This is a genomic window from Flavobacterium sp. F52, from assembly GCF_000278705.1.
GTDB lineage: Bacteria > Bacteroidota > Bacteroidia > Flavobacteriales > Flavobacteriaceae > Flavobacterium > Flavobacterium anhuiense.
In genome coordinates this window covers 269,623-291,925 of the sequence record NZ_AKZQ01000023.1, presented here as the reverse complement: position 1 = coordinate 291,925, position 22,303 = coordinate 269,623, and the positions used below count along the sequence as shown (strand labels likewise).

At 38.0% G+C, this 22,303-nt stretch carries 23 protein-coding genes and 1 pseudogene; 16 read left to right on the top strand and 8 right to left on the bottom strand.

Going from position 1 to position 22,303, the window contains the following annotated elements:
• Positions 1–2: 2 nt before the first annotated feature.
• Positions 3–3,089: an efflux RND transporter permease subunit gene (locus tag FF52_RS08615; protein ID WP_008464645.1), complete on the bottom strand. Its 3,087-nt coding sequence runs from the start codon at positions 3,087–3,089 to the stop codon at positions 3–5.
• Positions 3,090–3,101: 12 nt separating this feature from the next.
• Positions 3,102–4,142: an efflux RND transporter periplasmic adaptor subunit gene (locus FF52_RS08610; protein ID WP_008464644.1), complete on the bottom strand. Its 1,041-nt coding sequence runs from the start codon at positions 4,140–4,142 to the stop codon at positions 3,102–3,104.
• 132 nt (positions 4,143–4,274) lie between these two features.
• Here FF52_RS08610 and FF52_RS08605 point away from each other — a divergent pair, with 132 nt between their 5' ends.
• Positions 4,275–5,168, top strand: coding sequence for a helix-turn-helix domain-containing protein (locus FF52_RS08605; RefSeq protein WP_008464643.1), 894 nt, complete (start codon positions 4,275–4,277; stop codon positions 5,166–5,168).
• 409 nt (positions 5,169–5,577) lie between these two features.
• On the opposite strand, the gene FF52_RS08600 is transcribed toward FF52_RS08605, so the two are convergent.
• Positions 5,578–6,159 carry a TetR/AcrR family transcriptional regulator gene (locus FF52_RS08600; protein ID WP_008464642.1) on the bottom strand — a complete coding sequence of 194 codons (582 nt, stop codon included), beginning with the start codon at positions 6,157–6,159 and terminating at the stop codon, positions 5,578–5,580.
• Positions 6,160–6,282: 123 nt separating this feature from the next.
• Here FF52_RS08600 and FF52_RS08595 point away from each other — a divergent pair, with 123 nt between their 5' ends.
• From FF52_RS08595 to FF52_RS08585, 3 genes are all read left to right on the top strand, one after another.
• Positions 6,283–7,083, top strand: coding sequence for an SDR family NAD(P)-dependent oxidoreductase (locus FF52_RS08595; protein ID WP_008464641.1), 801 nt, complete (start codon positions 6,283–6,285; stop codon positions 7,081–7,083).
• 60 nt (positions 7,084–7,143) lie between these two features.
• Positions 7,144–8,091 (top strand): NADP-dependent oxidoreductase, encoded by a 948-nt coding sequence (locus FF52_RS08590; protein WP_008464640.1) that lies wholly within the window; start codon positions 7,144–7,146, stop codon positions 8,089–8,091.
• A gap of 114 nt (positions 8,092–8,205) precedes the next feature.
• Entirely contained in the window at positions 8,206–8,589 is a 384-nt protein-coding gene (locus tag FF52_RS08585; RefSeq protein WP_008464639.1) for a DUF4345 family protein, read from the top strand.
• Between the two features lie 459 nt (positions 8,590–9,048).
• On the opposite strand, the gene FF52_RS08580 is transcribed toward FF52_RS08585, so the two are convergent.
• The 4 genes from FF52_RS08580 to FF52_RS08565 are packed head-to-tail and all read right to left on the bottom strand — an operon-like array spanning position 9,049 to position 12,686.
• Complete coding sequence (locus FF52_RS08580) at positions 9,049–10,053, bottom strand: NADP-dependent oxidoreductase (protein WP_008464638.1); 1,005 nt, start codon at positions 10,051–10,053, stop codon at positions 9,049–9,051.
• A 21-nt stretch (positions 10,054–10,074) separates the two neighbouring features.
• The gene (locus tag FF52_RS08575; RefSeq protein WP_237718542.1) at positions 10,075–11,034 is read right to left on the bottom strand and encodes an alpha/beta fold hydrolase; all 960 of its coding nucleotides are present in this window, start codon (positions 11,032–11,034) and stop codon (positions 10,075–10,077) included.
• A gap of 1 nt (position 11,035) precedes the next feature.
• Positions 11,036–11,884 (bottom strand): alpha/beta fold hydrolase, encoded by an 849-nt coding sequence (locus tag FF52_RS08570; protein ID WP_008464636.1) that lies wholly within the window; start codon positions 11,882–11,884, stop codon positions 11,036–11,038.
• A 4-nt stretch (positions 11,885–11,888) separates the two neighbouring features.
• Positions 11,889–12,686, bottom strand: coding sequence for an SDR family oxidoreductase (locus FF52_RS08565; RefSeq protein WP_008464633.1), 798 nt, complete (start codon positions 12,684–12,686; stop codon positions 11,889–11,891).
• Positions 12,687–12,796: 110 nt separating this feature from the next.
• Between FF52_RS08565 and FF52_RS08560 the strand changes: the two genes are divergently transcribed.
• From FF52_RS08560 to FF52_RS08515, 10 genes are all read left to right on the top strand, one after another.
• Positions 12,797–13,207 carry a winged helix-turn-helix transcriptional regulator gene (locus FF52_RS08560; RefSeq protein WP_008464631.1) on the top strand — a complete coding sequence of 137 codons (411 nt, stop codon included), beginning with the start codon at positions 12,797–12,799 and terminating at the stop codon, positions 13,205–13,207.
• 130 nt (positions 13,208–13,337) lie between these two features.
• Positions 13,338–13,961 (top strand): Crp/Fnr family transcriptional regulator, encoded by a 624-nt coding sequence (locus tag FF52_RS08555; protein ID WP_008464630.1) that lies wholly within the window; start codon positions 13,338–13,340, stop codon positions 13,959–13,961.
• Between the two features lie 59 nt (positions 13,962–14,020).
• Positions 14,021–14,815, top strand: coding sequence for a sulfite exporter TauE/SafE family protein (locus FF52_RS08550; RefSeq protein ID WP_008464629.1), 795 nt, complete (start codon positions 14,021–14,023; stop codon positions 14,813–14,815).
• An 86-nt stretch (positions 14,816–14,901) separates the two neighbouring features.
• A complete protein-coding gene (locus FF52_RS08545; protein ID WP_008464628.1) occupies positions 14,902–16,314 on the top strand; it encodes an MBL fold metallo-hydrolase in 1,413 nt (470 codons plus the stop codon).
• Positions 16,315–16,339: 25 nt separating this feature from the next.
• Positions 16,340–16,666, top strand: coding sequence for a rhodanese-like domain-containing protein (locus tag FF52_RS08540; RefSeq protein ID WP_008464626.1), 327 nt, complete (start codon positions 16,340–16,342; stop codon positions 16,664–16,666).
• Positions 16,663–17,226, top strand: coding sequence for a YeeE/YedE family protein (locus FF52_RS08535; RefSeq protein WP_008464624.1), 564 nt, complete (start codon positions 16,663–16,665; stop codon positions 17,224–17,226). Before FF52_RS08540 ends, FF52_RS08535 begins: the two co-directional genes overlap by 4 nt.
• Before the next feature lie 10 nt (positions 17,227–17,236).
• Positions 17,237–17,737 (top strand): DUF6691 family protein, encoded by a 501-nt coding sequence (locus FF52_RS08530; protein WP_008464623.1) that lies wholly within the window; start codon positions 17,237–17,239, stop codon positions 17,735–17,737.
• 571 nt (positions 17,738–18,308) lie between these two features.
• Positions 18,309–18,587 carry a helix-turn-helix domain-containing protein gene (locus tag FF52_RS08525; RefSeq protein WP_008464622.1) on the top strand — a complete coding sequence of 93 codons (279 nt, stop codon included), beginning with the start codon at positions 18,309–18,311 and terminating at the stop codon, positions 18,585–18,587.
• Positions 18,588–18,826: 239 nt separating this feature from the next.
• Positions 18,827–20,368, top strand: coding sequence for a MauE/DoxX family redox-associated membrane protein (locus tag FF52_RS08520; RefSeq protein ID WP_008464621.1), 1,542 nt, complete (start codon positions 18,827–18,829; stop codon positions 20,366–20,368).
• A 25-nt stretch (positions 20,369–20,393) separates the two neighbouring features.
• Positions 20,394–20,666 (top strand): DUF6520 family protein, encoded by a 273-nt coding sequence (locus FF52_RS08515; RefSeq protein ID WP_008464620.1) that lies wholly within the window; start codon positions 20,394–20,396, stop codon positions 20,664–20,666.
• A gap of 33 nt (positions 20,667–20,699) precedes the next feature.
• Here FF52_RS08515 and FF52_RS08510 read toward each other — a convergent pair whose 3' ends face one another.
• On the bottom strand, positions 20,700–21,137 hold the full coding sequence (locus tag FF52_RS08510) for an alpha/beta hydrolase family protein (protein WP_237718544.1): 438 nt from the start codon (positions 21,135–21,137) through the stop codon (positions 20,700–20,702).
• A 41-nt stretch (positions 21,138–21,178) separates the two neighbouring features.
• Between FF52_RS08510 and FF52_RS08505 the strand changes: the two are divergent.
• Both FF52_RS08505 and FF52_RS08500 read left to right on the top strand, forming a co-directional pair.
• Positions 21,179–21,640: pseudogene (locus tag FF52_RS08505) on the top strand (TraG family conjugative transposon ATPase); the annotation flags it as partial.
• A 29-nt stretch (positions 21,641–21,669) separates the two neighbouring features.
• Positions 21,670–22,302, top strand: coding sequence for a DUF4141 domain-containing protein (locus FF52_RS08500; protein WP_035691154.1), 633 nt, complete (start codon positions 21,670–21,672; stop codon positions 22,300–22,302).
• Position 22,303: the final 1 nt, after the last annotated feature.

Genomic DNA, 22,303 nt, shown 5'->3' with positions numbered 1-22,303 from the left:
GCTCATACGCTTAAATTTTCATTTTTATAAGTCATCCAATATAGCAGCGGGAGCATGGTTAGGATAAACACCATGGATATTAAAGTCCCGAAAAATATAACAGTCCCCATTGGCCCCCAGAGTGGGCTTTTGCTGATAATCATAGGTATTACCCCCATGGATGCAGCAAGTGATGTAAGCAGTATAGGCCTCATCCTTCTTTTTCCTGCTTCCATGCAGGCCTCAAGCACCCCCATCTTGGCATGATGGCGCAGTTCTTCAATATAATCATACATGATAATCCCATTTCTCACAATGATTCCTATCAGGCTGACCAGTCCCAGAACCGCTGTCATGCTGAATTCCATATCCATCAGCCAAAGACCAAATGCAGCTCCGAAGAAACTAAATGATGTCGAGGCAAATACCAGAGAGGCAAGGCTTACCTTCCTAAAATGGAAAACCAGTATAAAGAAGATAATGGTAATCGAGATCAGAAGTCCTGCTGCTATTTTAGGAAGTTGGTCATTGGTGTCTTCTTTAATCCCGCCATACGAAACGGAAATATTCTTACTGTCAATTTCTTTTGACATATTCCCCACAATATCTTCTACTTCAGATTGTGTCCTGTTGGCTTTATTTCCCCTCTTAAGGTCTATGTAGACCGAGAGGGTGCGGACTCCATTTCTGCGTACAATCTGTCCTTCATTCCATCCGTTTGTTACCATGGCGACCTGTCTAAGGGGCACAGCGGGTGTGAAAAGGCCTGAAATATATTCATTTTCAACATCTGAACCCTCAGGATCTTTGCCCTGCCACTTTGATTTGAGAACTACCGGAACTTTATAATCCCCTTCCCAGACTGTTGTGATAGGAAGTCCTCCAAATCTTGAAGTAAGACCAATTCCCAGCAGTCCCTCATTGATGCCTAATCGGTTAGATTCTACAGGATCTACGCTTATGGAAATATCCGGAAGTATCTCTTCATAATTGGTATAAACCCTTTGGGGCGCATCGAGCTTTTTAATCTCGGCCTGCAGTCTGGCTGCCACTGCTTTTAAATCCGAGATACTGTCACCGCTCAAACGCACCTCTATATCAGCATCAACACCAGCCTGATAATCCAGCTGTTTAAATTTAATATAGGCATTGGGATAACGTCGGGCGTATTTTTCAGAGTACTCATCCAAGAGTGCAATTGTAGCTTCACTGGAGACAGTATTTACAATAAACTGCGCAAAATTAGGCCCCCCGATTTTAGGTGCATAGGTGGTATGAAACCTTGGCGAACCTGTACCCATAAAAGTGGTTATAGAGACAATACGCTTGTCTTTTGAGAGCACTTGGGCCATATCTTTTGCCACCTTTTCTGTCTGGGCAAGCGCACTTGCCTGTGGCAGGAATATTTCTACTGCAAACTGGTTCCTGTCTGCTGTCGGAAGTATTTTCAAAGGCAGATTGACAAACATTGCAAGGCCTGTTGCAACGAAAATAATACCGATGACAAAAGTGATTTTTGGAAACAGAAAAACTTTTTTAAGCACCGCATCATAGAAAGACTGCACATAATCCATAAAGGACTTATGGCGTTTTTTACCCGTTGGTGCAGAATGGATTCCTTTTTTGATAAAAAAGTACTGCAGAAAAGGAACAAACAAAACGGCAATACCAAGAGAAATTGACAGGGTAATCAGTATGGTCCATGGAAAAGCACTCAGGAAATCATACATCATCCCTGTAAAGGTGATTAGAAAAGGAAAAAAGGTGATTCCGATGGCCAGCGTAGCAGAAAATATTGCTTTAAAATATTCACGGGCACTGTCAATGGCCGCTTTTTTTCTTTCAATCCCTTCATCAAGTTTCTCCAGATAGCTGTCAACAATAACTATCGAGTTATCTACAATCATTCCCAGCACGACAATAAGCGCCGCAAGGGTTACCGTATTGAGCTCAATTCCAACGGCAAACATGATTCCCAAAGAAATAAATATGGTAATTGGGATCGTGGAAGCCGCAACGCCCGCCACACGTATGGGAAGAAAAACAACTGTCACCAGTATCACTGCTATAATTGCAATGATCAATTCCTCTAAAAATGAATGAATAGAAGCATCTACAACTTGCGGCTGATCTGCTATTCGGTAGATTTTTACATCAGATGGAAGTGTTTTCTCAAAAGCTTTCAATACCTTCTCTACATCTTTACCGTATTGCACAATGTTATAGCCAGGACGCATTTCGGTCGAAAGAACAAGGCATTTTTTGCCATTGCTTATGGTATAGCTGGATGCCTTAGGATATTCACGCACTACTTCAGCTACATCTTTCAGCCGTATATGATTGCCCTGCGGATCAGAATAAATAATCTGCTCTTCCAGGTCACGCTCTGACGAAAATGGCCGGGTGATATGAATAGGCACTACCATTTCATCATTGTCAATCACACCTGACGGGCCAATCATTCCCTTGGTTATAAGCGTCTGGTAAAGGCTGTAAAGATTGATGCTGTAACTGGCCACTTTTTCCTTGTCTACATAAATGCTCAACTGCTCATTCTGAACCCCATACCTCCTTAGATTCGATACAGACTCTACTGATCTTAATTTATTTTCCAAGGCTTCAAGATATTCTTTAAGCTGGCGGTACGTTTTTGTATCGGATTCTAAAGCAATTAAAAGTGCAGAGGTATCGCCAAAATCATCGTTGGCAACAACAGCAAGAACCCCGGAAGGAAGCTGCATCTTGAAAGTCGAAAGGCCATGCTTGATTTTGGACCATACTTCATCCTTATTGGCTACCTCGTCGTTTAGTTCCACAAAAATGTAAACCATCCCGTCCCTTGACTGGGAGTAGGTTTTTGACTTTTTTACTTCCTTATAAGTAAAAAGAAAGTTTTCAAGCGGTTTGGCAAGCTGCTCTTCAACCTCGGCAGATGTCGCACCTGGATAAACTCCCACTACAACACCCTGGCGTATTGTAAATACAGGAAACTCCTGCTTAGGCATCTTATACAAGGCGAACATGCCAAATACTACCAGCGTGATAATAAGCAGCAATACAATCTTATTGTATTTAACTGCCAAGGCTATAATTCCATTATTTTTATCCATTTGAACTCTTAATTAATGATTAGCTTTTACTATAGTCCCTTCACTAATATTTTGATATCCGGCTGTGATTAAATGATCTCCTTCCTGAAGGCCATCTGTTACCTTGACCCCGTTTTGGGAAAGACCGCCCAGTTTTACTTCCTTATACACTGCCTTATTATCTTTAGTCATAAGCCATACAAATCTTTTCCCTGAATAGTCTACCTGCACAGCAGTAACAGGGACAATGATGCTGTTCTTTGAGGCTGTGCTTCCCAGGTAGGCGCGGCATACCATTCCGGGAACTATTCTTCCTGAAGGATTCTTTACAAGCAGTTTTATATCGTAAGTGTGGGAAACCGGATTGGCAGTAACGCCCTTCTCAACCAGCTTCCCCTCAAAAACGGCGTCTCCGAGAGCCGAAATAATCACCTTTGCTCTGCTTCCCTGCTGCATATTTGAAATTTCACCCTCAGGTATGGCGGCCTTTATCTTGACATTCTCAATATTGATGATGGTAAAAACAGGACTGCCCGGCATCACATTGACACCTGTTTCAATGAATTTTCTGCCTACGATACCGCTCTGGGGAGCATAGATTGAACACTGCTGGAGATTTTTTCTCGCGATTTCTTCGCTTGCCCGCGCTTGTTCTAATTTCGTTTTGACTTCCACAAATTGAATTTCCGGAAGACTTTTATCCTCATGCATAGAAGAAAGCCGTCTGTAAGCATCCTGGGCCTGTTTTAATGCCGCTACAGCTAAATCATGAGCATTTTTTTGAGTCGTAATATTAAGCCTGGCCAGCAGCTGCCCCTTTACGACCTTCTGTCCCTCTGTGGCATACATCTGCTCTATTGTACCAGGGAGAATAAAACTGACATCTACCGTCTTATCACTTTCAACAGTGCCGATATATTCCTGCGGATAAGAGTCATTATCTGAACGAATGGCCTGAATCCTAACAGGGACAGCACCGTCAGGTTTCTGGCTGTCTTTCGATGTACAGGAAAATATCAAGAGGATTGATAATATTCCTAAAATATGGAACGGAATAATTTTTAACTTGTTCATTTTCTCTTTAATTAGGTTTTACTATATTGCAAAGATCTTGTATTGCCAAAAGTTAGCAGAAATCAAATTGTCGCCAATGATGTTCAAAATGTCGCTTTTTAATATCTTTATCCCGTGAAAATTTAAGAGACTATGAAAAGAGACCTTTACGGTAAAATTTCAATTGACCATTTTGCAAAGCAGCTGCATGTTGATGTTTTAACTGATACTGAGGGCTTCATCATTTCCAGAAACGCTACCAAGGTGGAAGAACATGCAATTGATTTCGACCATCCTCACATAGTAGAGGGTATAGCCTTGGTATTTTGTAAAAAAGGGACGGGTAAAATTCGAATAAACCTAATTGAATATGACGTGGCTGAAAATACGCTGCTTCTGATTCTGCCCGAGAGTATTGTACAGATAAATGAACAAAGCAAAAATCTAAGGATAGAGTTCCTCTTATTTACATTCGACTTCATTTCCAATATTAAACTTCCGATACCGGTGGGAAATATTGTTAAAATAGTAGAAGATAAAGCATGCTGGCAATTAGCTCCCAAACAGTTTAAAGAATTTCTATTAGTTCATCAATTGATAGTTAATCAGTATAAAAAACAGGTCTTATACCGCGAGCACATTATTCGAAATTTTTTATCGGCAATTCTGTATCAAATACTACAGCTGTATTCAACAGAAAACAGCATTTCTGCTTTAAAATATAAAAGCCGTAAAGAAGAAATTCAAATGAAGTTTGCCGCGCTTCTTTATGAGCATTATAAAACTCAGCGAAGCGTTCAGTTCTACGCCGAAAAACTGCACTTGACACCAAAGTACTTTTCGAAAACAATAATGGAAGTAAATGGAAAATCAGTTTTGGAATTAATCGACGAGATGGTAATCATGGCAGCAAAAGCACTTTTAAAAAGCTCTAACTTGACCGTATTGCAGATTGCCGATGAGCTAAATTTTGCCAATCCTTCCTTCTTTGGAACTTACTTTAAAAAAAGATCAGGATTTACTCCTTTACAGTATAGAGAGCATTAAGAACTAAATCTCATGAAAACGCCAAAACATCTGATTTTTAAAGCTATCAATACAGAATTGACAGAAATGTGCTGTAACATATAGAAATACAATACGTTAAAAGATTTGAAGCTAAACACTGGATCAGGCTTCTTTCATTAAAAAAAATTCAAATAAAATCCGTGGCATTCGAACCATAGAAGTTAACAATGCAAAATCTTCTAATCATTCAATACTGCTGATAGTAACAAATAGTCTCGCAATCTTGCCCTATATCAGAACTTAAATCATAGTAAAAGATCTTTATCTTGAATTACCAAACAGAGCTGAATTTTTCAGGGAATTGAGATAAAAATCGATTGCAGCATTATAATTTGTTTTTAGGATATTACCTGATACTTTTGCAAAAAACCGCATTAGAACCACATTATTATTGACTACAAATTATTTTAGCGGCAGACTTGGCTAATTTAATTGGTAACGAATTTTTTGTCCCTTTGCTTCGCAGAATTGCCCCTTCAAATAACATCATAATCTGAATAGCCAGCGATTCACTTTCTTTAATTTTTGCCTCAGATAGATACTTTTCAATGAGCCCCTTTAAGGCATTTGTGTGGACATCACAAGCTGCTTCTATTTCTACTGCCTTATGCGCATATTCTGTTTTTGCATTCATTGCAAAGCAGCCATAAAGATTGCCAGCATCTACCAGCTTTGCAAGAAAGTCAAAAATGAGTAAAGCCTTATCAACTGGTTGGTCTAATGTAGATTTTTCTATATAATCTGCTATTGCTCTATACATGATTTCGTGGTAATAATTAACGGCAGCAATAATGAGTCCCTCTTTTGATGTGAAGTGTTTGTAAAGTGTTCGTTTGGATATACCAGTACTATCAACGATGGCATCTACACCGGTGGCGTGAAAACCGTTCTTGTAGAAAATATCATAAGCGCTTTTAATCATTTCGTCCCTTTTCTGGGATTTTGAAACTTGATTTATTTTTTTTTCCATAAATAAAATATTCTATTGCAAATGTAAACCAAACTGTTTACATTTGCAATAAGTAAACTGATCTGTTTACACTTTGTAAACCTGAATCTAAGAATAGAGATATATAATTTAAAAATTTTCAAAATGAAAGAAAACAATAAAATGGGGACTGCGGTAGTAACAGGTGCATCATCAGGTTTAGGTGCGGTATTTGCCGAAAGGCTGGCAAAACGTGGTTATGATTTAAAATTAGTAGCGCGTCGTAAGGATAGATTGGATGCACTTGCTGAAAAACTGGAAAGTAATTATGGAATTAAGGTAACTAACTTAGTTGCAGATTTAGGCCTGGATACAGATTTAGAAAAAGTGGCTGAAGACTTAAGAAATGACAAGAGCATAACATTGCTTATTAACAACGCAGGTACTTCTACACTTACCTCGGTTACTAAGACTAGCGTGTTGAAACAAAAGGAGATGGTAAATGTAAATATAACTGCATTAATGTTGTTATCAAATGCTATTCTACCGCAGTTTTTAGAGAAAAACGAAGGAACTTTAATTAATATAGCTTCAGTACTTGGATTTTATTCCTTGCCGATAAGTGCTGTTTATAGTGGCACAAAAGGTTTTGTAGTTCAGTATACCAAAGGGTTGCAGGAAGAAGTAAAAGGAACAAATATTCATGTTCAGTTGGTAAATCCTGCAACTACTGCAACCGAAATATGGGAGGTTGGCGGCATCCCGCTATCTGCATTGGAACAGTCAACGATTATGAAAACTGAAGATTGTGTTGATGCCATTCTTGCTGGACTAGATAAAGGTGAATTAATCACACATCCGTCTGTAAACGATCAAAACCTAATTGATGCTTATGAAGATGCCCGCCTAAAATTAATGCAAGGTTCACAAACGAGCCAGCCTGCGGAACGATACACCAAAAATTAGGAATTTAGACCTTTGCTTATTGGGGCTAAAAAAATATTCTTAAACAAATTTTAAATAAAAATGAAAACAATAATTTTAAACGAAGCAGGCAGTATTGATAATCTACAATATATAGAAACCTTAAAGCCAACAATTAAAAGTGACGAAGTATTAGTAAAAACAATTTCATTAAGTGTCAACCCTGTTGACTATAAAGTAAGATCAAACGATGGAGCGCTGAATTGGATTCTTGGTGCAGACAGACCTGCAATTATTGGTTGGGATTTGTCAGGAACGGTAGAAGAAGTAGGAGCTGATGTAACTGGTTTTAAAATTGGTGATGACGTTTTCGGAATGGCAAATTTCCCAGGAAAAGGGAATGCTTATGCCGAATTTATTGCTGTTCCATCAGCACATTTAACTTTAAAACCTGCAACTATTTCTCATCAGGAAGCGGCTTCGGCTACACTTGCTGCACTTACGGCCTGGCAGGCTTTAGTAGAAAAGGGCAATGTAAAAAAAGGAGACAAAGTCTTAATTCATGCAGCATCGGGTGGTGTTGGACACTATGCCACACAAATTGCGAAACATTTTGGGGCTTATGTGATAGGAATATCATCGGCGAAAAACAAAGAATTTATTTTACAAAATGGAGCAGATCAACATATAGATTATACAACAGAAAATTTTCAAGAAACAGTTTCAGATGTTGATTTTGTGTTAGATACTCTTGGAGGCGATACGATTTTAAAATCTTTAGATGTTATAAAACAAGGCGGAACAATTGTTTCAATTGCATCTAGCAATCTTTCTGCGGAAGAACTTGAAAAAGCAAAATCAAAAGAGGTGGATTTATCATTCTTGCTTGTACAGTCATCGGGTGAAAACATGCTGCAGCTTGCACAGCTATTAGAAAAAGGTATCATTAAATCGCACGTTTCTAAAATATTTACTTTTGACCAAATGCGAGAGGCACATTTGTATTTAGAAAAAGGCAGAACTGTTGGTAAAATTGTAGTCAATCTTTAAGAGCAGCTACAAAATAAATAATTATAATATTTTTTCGCATATATCTTTACAATGGTTTTTAATACAAATAATAGAAACCAAAATGGATATATGCGAAATTTTTAAAATTAAAAAATGAAACAGCTGATCAATATTTTAGTAGTACTGGCAATTCTTCCTTTATTGGTTTTAGGTACAGTAAATGTATTTGCTCCCTCAAATACTTTTGAACTGTACGGCATTAAGCCATTAGGCATAATGACTTACAGCACCTTTAGAGGAGCCATTGGCGGCATGCTCATCGGAGGAGGTTTAATAATGATTATGGGGCTAATCACCAAAAATAAAACTTGGTATCAAGCATCCTTGTTATTAATAAGCGTAATATTGATCTGCAGAATTATCAGTGTAATATTTGACGGTTACACAAATGATTTATTGCCAGCAGGCATAACCGAACTTTACATTATCATAGTAATGTATTTTGCATCAAAACAACTAGATCATCCTAAAAATTAAGCTCAATGAGATTGATCTGTTATAATAAAAGCTGTCAAAAAGAGGTATTGCATAAAACTTAGAGCCTGTTTAAAATTTAAATATTTAGATTTTTATGAGATTATTTTTCGATAGATGAGGCAAATTTTGAAAGAATAATAGACTTATTTTTGAGTGAATTTAACGAAATATAGCGGAAAATAATCCGTAAAAAGTAATTAGATAAAATTTAAACAGGCTCTTAAGTCGTTATTACAAAAATGATAACCATAATTAAGAGCAATATAGAATTATATAAGAATGCAGAGGTAGTAATTTCAATGGTGCTCAAAGAAAAAGAGCATGCAAAATATTGCACGCTCTTTCATTTATACACTATATATTTTACTCTGCCAAAAATCCAGTTTAAAAAACAATATTTGACTGCTGTATGCAGCAAACTTAACCATTAAAGTTTACCGCAGCTTAGCACTTATCAAACTACTTGACCTTAACAACAACTTTTCCTTTTGACCTTCCAGTTTCAACGTAAGACAATGCTTCATTGGTCTGCTCAAAAGGAAACACTTTATCAATAACAGGCTTAATGATTCCTGCTTCGATAAGCTTTGTGATTTCTCCTAATTGATTGCCTTCCGCTCTCATAAATAAGAATTTAAAAGACACATTTAATTTCTTTGCTTTTTTCCTTGCGCTGGAACTTAACAATTTTGTTACTAACTTTAAATACCAAGGCAAACCGATTTCTTTTGCAAACTCTGGTGTTGGTGGTCCTACTAGCGAAATTAATTGACCACCTTTTTTTAAGATACCTAATGATTGTTCTAACACTATCTTTTCCCGGTTACTGTGCAATACTACATCATAGTCTTTGAGCAGGTTAGAAAATTCTTGTGTTTTATAATCAATCACCAAATCAGCACCGAGACTTTTTACCAAATCAATATTTTTTGTACTTGTAGTTGTTGCAACATACGCCCCCAAATATTTCGCCAATTGAATGGCAAATGTACCAACACCACCCGAACCAGCTTGTATAAAAACTTTCTGCCCTTTTTTTACATTCGCAATTTCAACTAATGCCTGCCAGGCTGTTAAACCAACTAATGGAATAGAACCAGCCTCTTCCATGGATATATTTTTTGGTTTCAAAGCTAAATCGCTTACATCGACAGCAATATATTCTGCAAAAGTGCCTATTCTGTAATCGCCTACTCTTGAATAGACTTCATCACCAATTTTGAATTTCTTTACACCCGAGCCTACCTTAACAACAGTTCCAGCCATATCGTGTCCATTTATGATTGGGGTTTTATAAGGTAAAAAGATTTTGAACTCACCTTGTTTTATCATCGAATCCAAGAGATTAACACCTGCTGCATGAATTTGAACCAGAACTTCATTTTCTTTTGCAATTGGTTCTGCTACCTGGGTAAATCGTAATTTTTCTTTCTTGCTGTATTTTTCTACTATAAATGCTTTCATTATTATTATTATAATTTGATTTTATTTAGTCAAAAATGGTATTGCTTTTTCAAGAAATTCTGCATGATATTGAAAAATACCGCCATGTCCTGAATTTGGATAAATTATTACTTTTTCAGCATTAGGAAAACGCTTTGCCAAATCATACGAATTAGGTGTTGGTACCATTCTGTCATTATCACCATTAACCACCAATACAGGATGTTTGAAAACACTCAAATTGGCCGGATTATCATTTCCCCATATTTTAATAGCTTTAAGCTGTTTACCCAACACACTTAATTTTACTTTCTCATCACGGTTTTCAGTTCTTTCTTTTAGACGCTTTAGAAAATCACGGGCCGCTTCTTTACCTATTTTGTTTTGAGTAAAAAATAAATAAAATTTAGGATCTCTGAATGTTAACAGGCCTTTTAAAATATCCTTGTACGTTAAACCAGCCACATCGCTGATTCCTTTTCCACCCCTGGGGCCTGTGCCAGCAAGAATAATTCTACGAGCCAAAGCCGGCTCTTGCAAAAGTAATTCCTGGGTAATAAAACCACCCATAGAAAATGCCACAATATCCACTTGTCCGTATCCCAAAGCATGAATAAAGGCAATAGCATCTTTTGCCATATCGGAAATACTTGTTCCCTGCTCGCCTGTAGTTGCACCAACGCCACGATAATCAAAAGAAATAATATGGCGCTCTGCCGCAATGGCATCCATAATTCTAGGGTCGCAATTATCAAGGTTTGCTGTTAAGTGATTAAAATATATAACAGGAATATCTCCTTCCTTACCATAAGACCGATAAGCAAATTTTATTCCGTTAGCTTCAATAAACCGGGTGGGTACCGTAGCATAAGTATATGTGGTACTTTGTGAATCTGATGCAGCCATAATTTCATAATTATATGATTGTGAAATATTTGCTTGTGAAAATAGATTACTAATATAACCTATTAACATAAAAAATGCAATTAAATACTTTTTCATTTTATTCCGTAATAGTATTATTAATGAAAGTATTAATATAGGCAGTAGTCAATTCCGGATATTGATAATGAGGGGCATGACCAGCAGCATTAAAAATAATGTGCTGCAAAGTCGGTGCTTTTTTCAATAATGGAAACCAGTTTTCTACTGCAAACGAAATGTCATTGTCGCCTGAAATTGCCAATACAGGAGTCTGAAGTGTTTGGTAGCCTTCTCTAAAATTATCTTTGTCTTCTGTCAATTGTTGTGTGGCTGCAAAATAGCGTTGGAGTATTTCAGGCTTAACCGGTACCTTTGATTCGTCATATCTTTGAGCAATACGTTGTAAAGATGCGATTCCGGCTGTACTGCTTTTTTCAGATGTTGGCTCGAAAAACAAGGTAATAATATCTTCCGGGGTATAGTCAGGCTGCAATGCTTTTTCTAAAAATAATGAAGAAAGAGGGGCATCGTTTTTACCCATTGGATTGCTGCCAATTACGATGGTTCCTAAAACTCTTGTTGGATAAAGGAAGGTAGCATATTGGGCAATCAGGCCGCCGTAGGACCAACCTCCGACAAAATAGTTATCAAAATTTAGGTAATCTGCCATCTTGGTCACCTGCGATGCAACTTCGTGCAAATCAATTGGCAATTCCCCTTGCGAATACCCAATACCTGAATAGTCAAAAGTAACTACTGTGTTGTTTTTTGCCAATAAATCAAGAAAAAGAGGATCCCAGGTATCTAAAGTCCCTCTGAAACGATTTGCCAGAATCAGCGGAGTTCCAGTACCAATTTTGCGGTAAGCAATTTGTTTGTTTTCAATATTTGCATACTGAGTTTCTGTGGTTACTGCGTTATTTTCCATTTTTTTATTTGTTTAATTGCTTAAGAACATTTTTTTCTAAAATCCCATAAGCGAAATGCTGCAGGTTAATCAGGACAGAAGTGCCTTTGCCCACAATGTTTCTAAATTTTGGCTTCACTGTCTGGACTACTTTAAGTACTTTTTGGGCAACCATTGCAGGGTCTTCGGCTTTATCTACCAAATCATTTGTAAATTTTTCAATTTTATTTCTCAATGAGTTGTAGTCTTCAATTTTGTTGGTTGGTGATGAAGAATTATCCAGGATGCTGGTTTTGAAAGCCGCCGGCTCAATCATGGCAACTTTAATATTAAAGCCATCCAGTTCATAACGCAATGCTTTAAAATAACCTTCCAGTGCGTGTTTCGAAGCTGCGTAGTAGGCCGCATTGGGAAAAGATACTAGCCCAACAATTGAACCTACGGTAATTATTTTACCCATTTGCTGTTTTCTAAAGTAAGGCAGTAATGCATTGGTAACTTTGATCGTGCCCCAAAAATTAGTCTCTAATTGCTTTCTTCCCAGCTCAATTGGTATTTCTTCCGCAATACCAGACACTAAAAAACCGGCATTATTGATAAGGATATCCAACTGGCTTATTTCATTGAAAATTCTTTCCGGAAGCGTGTTTATAGATTGGTCCGAATCAAGGTCTAATGCAATTATTTTGAAAGGTACCGCCGACTGCATTTTTTCTGGATTTCGACTTGTGCCAATGACGTTGTACCCGTTACGGTGAAGCTCGTTTGCGATAAGCAAACCAAAGCCCGAAGATGCTCCTGTAATTAAAATATTCTTGCTCATTTTATTTGTTTTAAAATTTATGTCGTAAATTTGCTTGCAAATTGCAAGCGCAAATATACAAACAACTTTTAAATTGCAAGTTAAATTTTGAAATATTTTTAATTTATTTTATGGAAACAAGTAAAAAAAGGTCAGAATGCCCATTGAGCTGTTCATTGGATGTGTTTGGAGACAAATGGTCCTTACTCATTATCAGGGATCTGATATTTTATAAAAAAGGCACCTATAATGACTTTTTAAAATCGGAAGAGGGCATTGCCACCAATATTTTAGCATCAAGGTTAAAGGCATTAGAAGAAAACGGCATTATTGAGAAATCAGCACATCCAGAGAGCAAGGCAAAAATTTTGTACAGATTGAGTAAAAAGGGAATCGATTTACTGCCTATAATCGTAGAAATTTACATTTGGTCAGACAAGTATTTTTCAATGCCATTAGAGATAAAACAGATAATTACAGAGGCCAAAAAAGACAAAGATAAATTTGTCAAACAGATAACAAAAGAGCTGAAATCAAAATAATACGAACAAGATGAGCTGCCAAAAGCCAGGAGAAACAAAACTGACCGCGGCAAACAGATCCAAAACACTGTATTTAGTTTTACCAAACCCGATACAATTCGCCAGCTGAACAACTATCAATCTTTACATTATGGAAGACCTACAAGAAATAACCGAATTTAAATCATCACCTGAATTGATAGCCAAGCTATATCAATTCAGCGTAAGAAAACAATACGAAGCAGGAAGTACAATTTTAAATGAAAACTCACACATACGTTCTATTCCGATCGTTACCAAAGGAACGCTGAGAGTTATCCGAATAGAGGAAGACGGCAGAGAAATTCTGCTGTATTATATTCAAGCAGGAGAAAGCTGCATTATGTCTTTCCTGGGCGGGCTGCACAACGAGACGAGTAAAGTAAAAGTAGAAGTGGAAGAAAATGCTGAAATACTTTTTCTGCCTATTGAAAAGGTGTCGCTGTTTATCAAAGACTACCCGCAATGGCTTGATTATATTTTCCGCTTGTATCACAAACGATTTGAAGAACTTTTGGAAATTATCAATGCTATTGCTTTTAAAAAGGTAGATGAAAGATTGCTGGCATTACTGCAAAAGAAAAAAGATTTGACAGGCAGCACTATTCTAAACATCACCCACGAACAATTAGCCAACGAGCTGGGAACTGCCCGTGTTGTGGTTTCGCGAATGTTAAAACAGTTAGAAGATATCGGGACAGTTAAATTAGGCAGAAACAAAATAACCCTTATGTAACCAAAGTAGCTGTAGGGCTTTTTGATTTGATAGACCTTTGCTGTATCAATCTTAAATCAATGAATACAGTGGGTTATTTAGCTTCGATTTTAATAGGTGTAGCATTAGGTCTAATAGGCGGAGGAGGAAGTATTCTTACTGTTCCGGTTTTGGTTTATCTTTTTGGCATAGATGCATTTCTGGCAGCAGCCTATTCCCTTTTTATTGTGGGAACTACAAGCATTGTGGGCTCATTTTCTTATTTCAAAAAAGGATTAGTAAACCTTAAAACAGCCATTTTTTTCGGCATTCCATCTGTTGCAGCTGTTTTTATTACAAGGGCTTTTGCCCTTCCTGCCATCCCCCGGAAAATTTTCAGCATCAGAAACTTTACACTCGACAAAAGCATTCTGCTGTTACTGCTTTTTGCCCTTCTGATGATTTTCGCTTCATACAGTATGATTAAAAAAGATAAAGGAGATTATCTGCATTCTGAAAAGCCTTCCGCTAATGCCTGGCGAGTAGCGATACAAGGTTTAATTACAGGAACTATCACAGGTCTTGTAGGTGCGGGAGGCGGCTTTTTAATAATTCCTGCTTTGGTAAATCACTTACGGATGGAAATTAAAAATGCAGTGGGAACCTCCCTTCTAATTATCGCCTTTAATTCTCTGCTGGGCTTTGCAGTATCGGCCATACAGATAAACGCTGATTGGATTTTTCTATTCAAAATCCTTACCCTTACAATTACCGGAGTATTAATTGGAAGTTATTTATCAAAAAACATTACTGGTTCAAAACTCAAACCTGCTTTTGGCTGGTTTGTTCTGGTAATGGGAATTTACATCATTATCAAAGAAACCATTCTAAAATAAAATTTCTTATGTAACCAAAGTAGCTGTAAGATAAAAAATAACGTAAGAGATTTGCATTGTTAAACAAGTTTATAATATTAAGTACGATGAAAGTAGAACAAATATACACAGGATGTCTGGCACAGGGTGCTTACTATATTACTTCAAACGGCGAGGCGGCGATAATAGATCCATTGCGAGAAACAAAACCGTATATGGACCGTTTGGAAAAAGACGGCGTTAGGCTTAAATACATTTTTGAAACACATTTCCATGCAGACTTTGTAAGCGGCCATTTAGATTTGAGCAGAAAAACAAATGCCCCAATTGTTTACGGAACTACGGCTAAGCCAGAATTCGAAGCCATTATTGCAGCTGACAATCAGATCTTCGAAATCGGCGGCATAAAAATCAAAGTGCTGCATACACCTGGGCATACAATGGAAAGTTCATGCTTTCTGCTTCTTGACGAAAGCGGAAAAGAAACTGCTTTGTTTAGCGGCGATACACTATTCTTAGGCGATGTAGGCCGCCCGGATTTGGCACAGAAAGCAGCAAATATGACTCAGGAAAAACTTGCAGGCTTACTATACGAAAGTCTTTACGACAAAATCCTGACGCTTCCCGATGATATAACCGTTTATCCTGCACACGGAGCGGGTTCGGCTTGCGGTAAAAACATGATGAAAGAAACGATGGACAGTTTGGGCAGTCAAAAAAAAATCAACTATGCCTTAAACCAGCCTGGCAAAGAAGCATTTATTAAAGCTGTTACTGAAGGGCTATTGCCTCCGCCAGCGTATTTCGGGATGAATGTAGCAATGAACAAGAAAGGGTACGGTAGTTTTGACGAAGTCCTCAAGCACGGTTTGAAAGCCTTGGACGCAGCCGATTTTCAAGCAGCAGCAGAGAGCCTGGGGGCATTGATATTAGACACAAGAAGCGACAAGGATTTTGCAAAAGGATTTATTCCGCAGTCGGTTAACATCGGATTGATTGGCGATTTTGCCCCTTGGGTGGGCGCTATGGTGGTTGATGTAAAACAGCCGATTTTGTTAGTTGCCGATTATGGCAGGGAAGAAGAAACCGTAACACGATTGAGCCGTGTGGGCTTTGACAATGTTTTAGGTCATTTATCAGGCGGGTTTGAAACTTGGAAACTTGCTGGAAAGGAAACCGACACCGTAAACCGCATTACGCCCAAACAATTTGCATCGGAAGTAAAAATTGGCGAAAGCAAAATCATAGATGTCCGCAAAGAAAGCGAGTACGCAGCCGAGCACATTCAAGAAGCATACAGCAGGCCATTGGCATATATCAACGATTGGATCAAAGAGGTCGATCCACAGGAACATTTTTACCTTCATTGTGCAGGCGGTTATCGCAGCATGATTGCCGCATCAATTTTACAAGCTCGCGGTTTGAGAAACTTTACCGAAATAGAGGGCGGATTTAATGCCATTGCTCAAACTACTGTTCCTAAAACCAATTTCGTATGCCAAAGTAAAATTTTAAAATAATTTCATCACAATAACAGTAAAAGAAATGCTTGAAATCATAAAAAAACTGTTTGCATCAACAGACAACAGCAGCCTTAAAGATGCTGTGAAAAATGGTGCTTTTTTAGTGGACGTCCGCACCCCTGCGGAGTTTTTGGCTGGCAGCGTAAAAAGTGCAGTAAATATTCCTCTGGATACTTTACCTGCTCATTTATCAAAATTAAAGAACAAAAAAAATATCGTCGTTTTCTGCAGAAGCGGAAACCGAAGCGGTCAGGCGGAAAACTTTTTGAAAAAAAACGGCTTTCACAATGTAGTCAATGGCGGAACCTGGAAAAATGTAAATCAAATTATAAACGAAACTAGAATATGATAGAGTTTTTAAAACAGCCTTGGGCTTGGTATGCAGCGGGACCGCTAATCGGCCTAACGGTTCCTGCACTTTTAATTATCGGTAACAAATCATTCGGTATCAGCTCCTCGCTGAGGCATATTTGTGCTTCCTGCATACCTGCCAATATCCAGTTCTTCAAGTATGATTGGAAAAAAGAAGCATGGAATTTGTTTTTTGTTCTCGGCATATTTTTAGGAGGAATAATAGCCATACAATTTTTATCAAATCCGAATCCCATTGAAATCAATCCAAAACTAACCGCAGAATTGGCGGGCTACGGCATTACAAATTTAAACAGCCTTGTGCCGCTGGACATCTTTAATTGGCAGTCTCTCTTAACGCTGAAAGGTTTTTTTCTTATGGTGGCGGGCGGATTTTTAGTTGGATTTGGAACCCGCTACGCAGGTGGCTGCACCAGCGGTCATGCCATTATGGGATTGTCCAATCTACAGCTTCCGTCATTGATTGCAACCATTAGTTTTATGATTGGCGGTTTCATTATGGCAAATCTCATTTTACCTCTTATTCTTTCACTTTAACTAAACATAAATGCAGCAAAATACAAAAACAAATACAGATCTTGAAGTCCAGCCACAAGACACAGTGTGCGTAAACGAAAAACGTTTAGAGAACAAATGGCATCACAATCTAAAATACCTGATTATTGGGACACTATTTGGTATTGTGTTCGTAAAATCCGAAGTAATAAGCTGGTTTCGCATACAGGAAATGTTTCGTTTACAGTCTTTTCACATGTATGGAGTAATTGGCAGTGCAGTTGTTGTAGGTATGATTTCTATTTTTTTGATAAAGAAATTCAACATCAAAACTATTTATGGCGAGCCCATTAAAATTCCAAACAAAAAATTTAACAAAGGCCAGATCTATGGCGGATTAATTTTTGGCTTTGGATGGGCAATAACTGGAGCCTGCCCTGGTCCCTTGTTTGCACAAATCGGTACAGGTGCAACGGTTATTTTTATTACACTTTTAAGCGCTATTGCAGGCACCTGGGCTTACGGCTATTTTAGGGAAAAACTTCCGCACTAAATAAATTCTGGAACTGCTTTAAAAGATTGCCGGCAATAACAATATGGATATCATCCAACTTTGCAGGCGCTTTTATGCAGAGAATACGAAATACTTTGAAAACAAAGCGTCTGCCAATAATCAATCTATGATTACCAGGAAATAGTTTAGTTTTTAACGGATTTTTTTAGTTTTATAATCACCAGAGATGCTACTTAGCCTGTTAGCAGATTTCAATTTTTCCATGATATCAGAAACATTAAAGAGGGAATAAGGCCTCCGATTATAGCCGAAGCGGCTCTACAAAAAGACTAACAGAGCCATTGGATTCAATGGCTCTGTTTTTTCCTTAATGTTTTCAGTCCTTTATTTTCTCCTAAAATTAAATCTCAAATTACTATTCACCTCCGTAAATATTGGACATATTTTGTGTAAAGTGTAAAAACTGCATTTTTATTGGTAATAGAGAGCCACAATGAGCCAAACGTAGACAATTTTACTTTTCCAATTTCCTTATGAACTTATTTTGTAGATGGTTTTTAAAAACTGCCAAAATCTGAGTTAGATATTGTTCAATGTAAAAGTGAGAATTATGAATGTAGATCTTATTACCAGGGATGACCTTGATAAATTTAAAAAAGAACTTTTAGAAGAAATTCGAAGATTCCAGCAGTATCCACGCAAGCCAGGGCAGGAAACTCGTATTTGGCTCAAAAGTTACGAAGTGCGCAAACTTCTTAATATTTCAGCAGGAACCCTTCAAAACCTTAGAATAAACGGTACCCTTCCCTATAATAAGATTGGCGGGCTTATGTATTATCGCTATGATGACATTCAGAAACTGATGGATGGAGCTGGTAATTCAAAATAGAATTAGCAGGAGATAGACTTAAAAACTAAGTATTTCAATTACAGTAAAAATATAAAATGGATCGTTTTTTACAAATTTAGGATCGTTTTTTACATCAATCCTACGAGGGTTTTATTTTAATTTTGACTTGTAAAACACTCATAAAGTGACAACTAAATTACAAAAAATTGCATTTGTTAGTTGGATTGTTATTCTGCCAAGTCAGATTAAAATCCACTTTTGAGATTAAAACCTGTGACATGAAAGTATCGGTGTATCATAAAAACTTAATTATACATGTTATCGGATTGCTCTATATTTTGCTTTTTGTATATGCCGCAATTAGTAAACTTATTGACTACGAGGCCTTTCTTCGACAAATTGCAATGTCTCCTGTTTTAACAGCCCACGCTTCCTGGCTTGCATGGCTTGTCCCAGCCTTAGAAATTTTACTTGCCGTACTGTTGGTTTTCCCAGGAACCCGCAGGGTCGGAATGTTTGGTTCTATGAATCTAATGTTATCATTCACTGTTTACATTTATCTTATAATGAATTTCGCATCACATGTTCCTTGCTCCTGTGGCGGCATTTTGGAGAAAATGGGTTGGACTGAACACTTCTATTTCAATATTGTCTTTATCATACTAGGTCTGTCAGCACTTCTTCTGGATTATACCCTATCAAAAGAATCCTCCAAGGGAAAAGGCGTATATTATGCAATAATGCTTGTTGTTGCAATGTTTTTAAGTTCCGGGATTACAGTGCAGTTATTTTTAAAATCAGAACAAATTGTGCATTACGAAAACCGTTTCCAGCGGCGCTATCCGCATCCATCGGTGACAGAAATTATCAAAATACGGCTGCCACATAACAGCTATTATATTGCGGGATTTGACAATGGCAGGATATACTTGGGAAATGTGACAGCCCCGTTACATTTGCTGTCTTGTGATTTTAGCCTCTCGAATTTCAATACTGAAGAGATCAAAGTTGATACTACAGGCCTGTCTTTTAGTACGGCCCAAGTAAGAATAGATTTAGGAAAGTTCTATTTATTGAATGGAACCGTACCATACGTATTTCAAGGCAATACCTTCGACTGGAAAGCATACAGGATCGATGCAAATTTAAAGCGTTTCACTCTTGCAGAAATAATGGATGAAAAAATGGTGGTAAGAACATTTTCGCTAGAAGGGGATAACATAATGGGAATCCAGCCGCTATCTTCAAAAACGCTGCCTACTTATACATCGAATCTCCTGCAGAAGCAAATGGATGGGATCTTTGATACGGACGGCACCTTGCTGACAAATGGTGAAAATTTCGTATATCTGTATTTCTACCGTAATGAGTTCCTTATATCTGACACTTCTTTACAACTTTCCAGGAGAGGTAAAACAATTGACACTATTAGCCGCGCACAGATAAAGGTGACTGATAACCGACAAGGTTTAAGACAAATGGGGCAAGCACCACTTCTGGTTAATAGAAAAGCAGCTCTCTATAAAAACCTTTTGTTTGTGAATTCACAGCTCCCAGGAAAGGAAGATCTTGAAAAACTTTGGAAACAAGCCAGTATTATTGACGTATATGATATTCGCGACGGTTCCTATCGTTTCAGTTTTCCTCTTTATGACATAGATGGCAACAAACTTGACAGCTTCAAAATTATTGAGAACCATATTTATCTAATCAATGAAAAGTGGATCGTCCGATATGACCTAAACAAAAATCTGTTGGATGAAATCGAAAATACACCAGGCCAGGTTCAGGGATCCGATCGAAAACCTGTAAAAGAGTAGATCACAACCATTAAATTTTTAATTTATGAAAACTACAATTTTAAAAATGGCTTTACCTGTTGCTGCATTCATACTGGCATCTGCCGGAGCCGTAAGCACTGCTAAAGATGGAGATTCTTTGGCTCTATTAAATGGATATCGCCTTACAGGCAATCCTAGCCAGCCATGTGAGTATGTAAAAATGTGCTCAGACGTGCAGGGACAATTTTGTACAGTAAACGGTACACCTACAGGACAGAGACTTTGGCATCAGCCTAACACTGCCTCTCCTTGCAACATCGTAATTTATGAACCTTAAAAAAAACTGAGGCGGCTCCTGTTGGAGCCGCTTTTATTTAATCCAGTCTGTCTGGAAACCTTTTAAAAAACAATCAAACCATTGTTGAATCCGCTGGGTGAGGTCCTTGTTAGCTTCAGGTGTTACAAAGGCATGCCCTTCGTCGGGATAGACAAGCAAAGAACTTTGTTTTTTCAAACGTCGTAGCGCCAAGTACATACTAAAAGATTGATCAGGCTTTACTTGTTCGTCCTTGCCGCCGGTCCAAATTAATAAGGGAGTTTCAATTTTGTCAGCGTTAAGAACAGGGGAACTGTCCAAATAGGACTGCTTATCTTCAAAAAGGCTTTTGCCAATCCTAGACTGACCATATTCATAACGCCAATAATCGGCTTTTAAGCTATTTCTGTTTACGGTAAGATATGAGCTGATTGCATTCGAGATACCTGCCCCCATAACTGCCGCGCAGAATCTATTTGTGTAACTTACAATCGCTGCGGTCTCATATCCTCCAAAAGAATGTCCAATTATTCCTGGCGGAATACATAAAGTATCTTTTTAAGACGGTTAGGAAATTCTTTGGCGAGGCGATAGTCGTTACGCAGGAAGTGGATGATATCATCCAGTCTCCTATTGTAAAAGAAAGTATTATCAACAACTCCGACTGCAAAATCCTGCTGGACCAGCGCAAGTACATGAACAAGTTTGATGACATACAAGCCATGTTAGGCTTAACGGACAAGGAAAAGGCACAGGTACTTTCCATCAATATGAATAATGATGCTTCGCGCCTTTACAAGGAAGTATGGATAGGCCTCGGTGGTACGGATTCAGCAGTATATGCTACAGAAGTGAGCCTTGAGGAGTATCTCGCCTATACCACGGAAGAAACAGAAAAAATGGAAGTGATGCAGCTCGCATCAGAATTGGACGGCAATGTGGAACTCGCCATCAAGCATATTGCTATGCAGAGGCGCGAGAAAGCAAATCAGTAATAATAATTAACAATTTAAATTTAAGAAAAATGAAAAAACTAATGTTCATGTTGTATGCCGCAATTATGCTTGCCGCAGCGCCCTCGGTAAAAGCCCAGTGGGTGGTTACAGATCCTACGAACCTGGCTTCAGGTATCCTCAACAGCGCTAATGAAATCGTACAGACTTCATCTACGGTATCCAATGTTGTTAAAAATTTCAAGGAAGTGGAGAAAGTATACAATCAGGGAAAAGAGTATTACGACAAACTCAAAGCCGTAAGCAATCTTGTGAAAGATGCCCGTAAAGTGCAGCAGACCGTTCTTTTGGTTGGGGACGTATCGGAGATGTATGTTACCAATTTCGGTAAAATGATGAACGATCCCAATTTTACACCGCAGGAACTTGCGGCTATTGGAAACGGTTATTCGGCACTGCTCAATGAGAGTACCGAACTTCTGAAGGAACTCAAGCAGATAGTAACCGCATCGAATCTTTCTCTAAATGACAAAGAACGCATGGACGTTATCGACCGCGTTTATAAAGAAGTCAAAGAGTATCACAGTCTTGTCCGCTACTATACCAGCAAGAATATTTCTGTCAGCTACCTGAGAGCAAAAAAGAAAAATGACGCTAAGCGTGTACTTGAACTCTATGGGACTTCCAACCAAAAATACTGGTAAA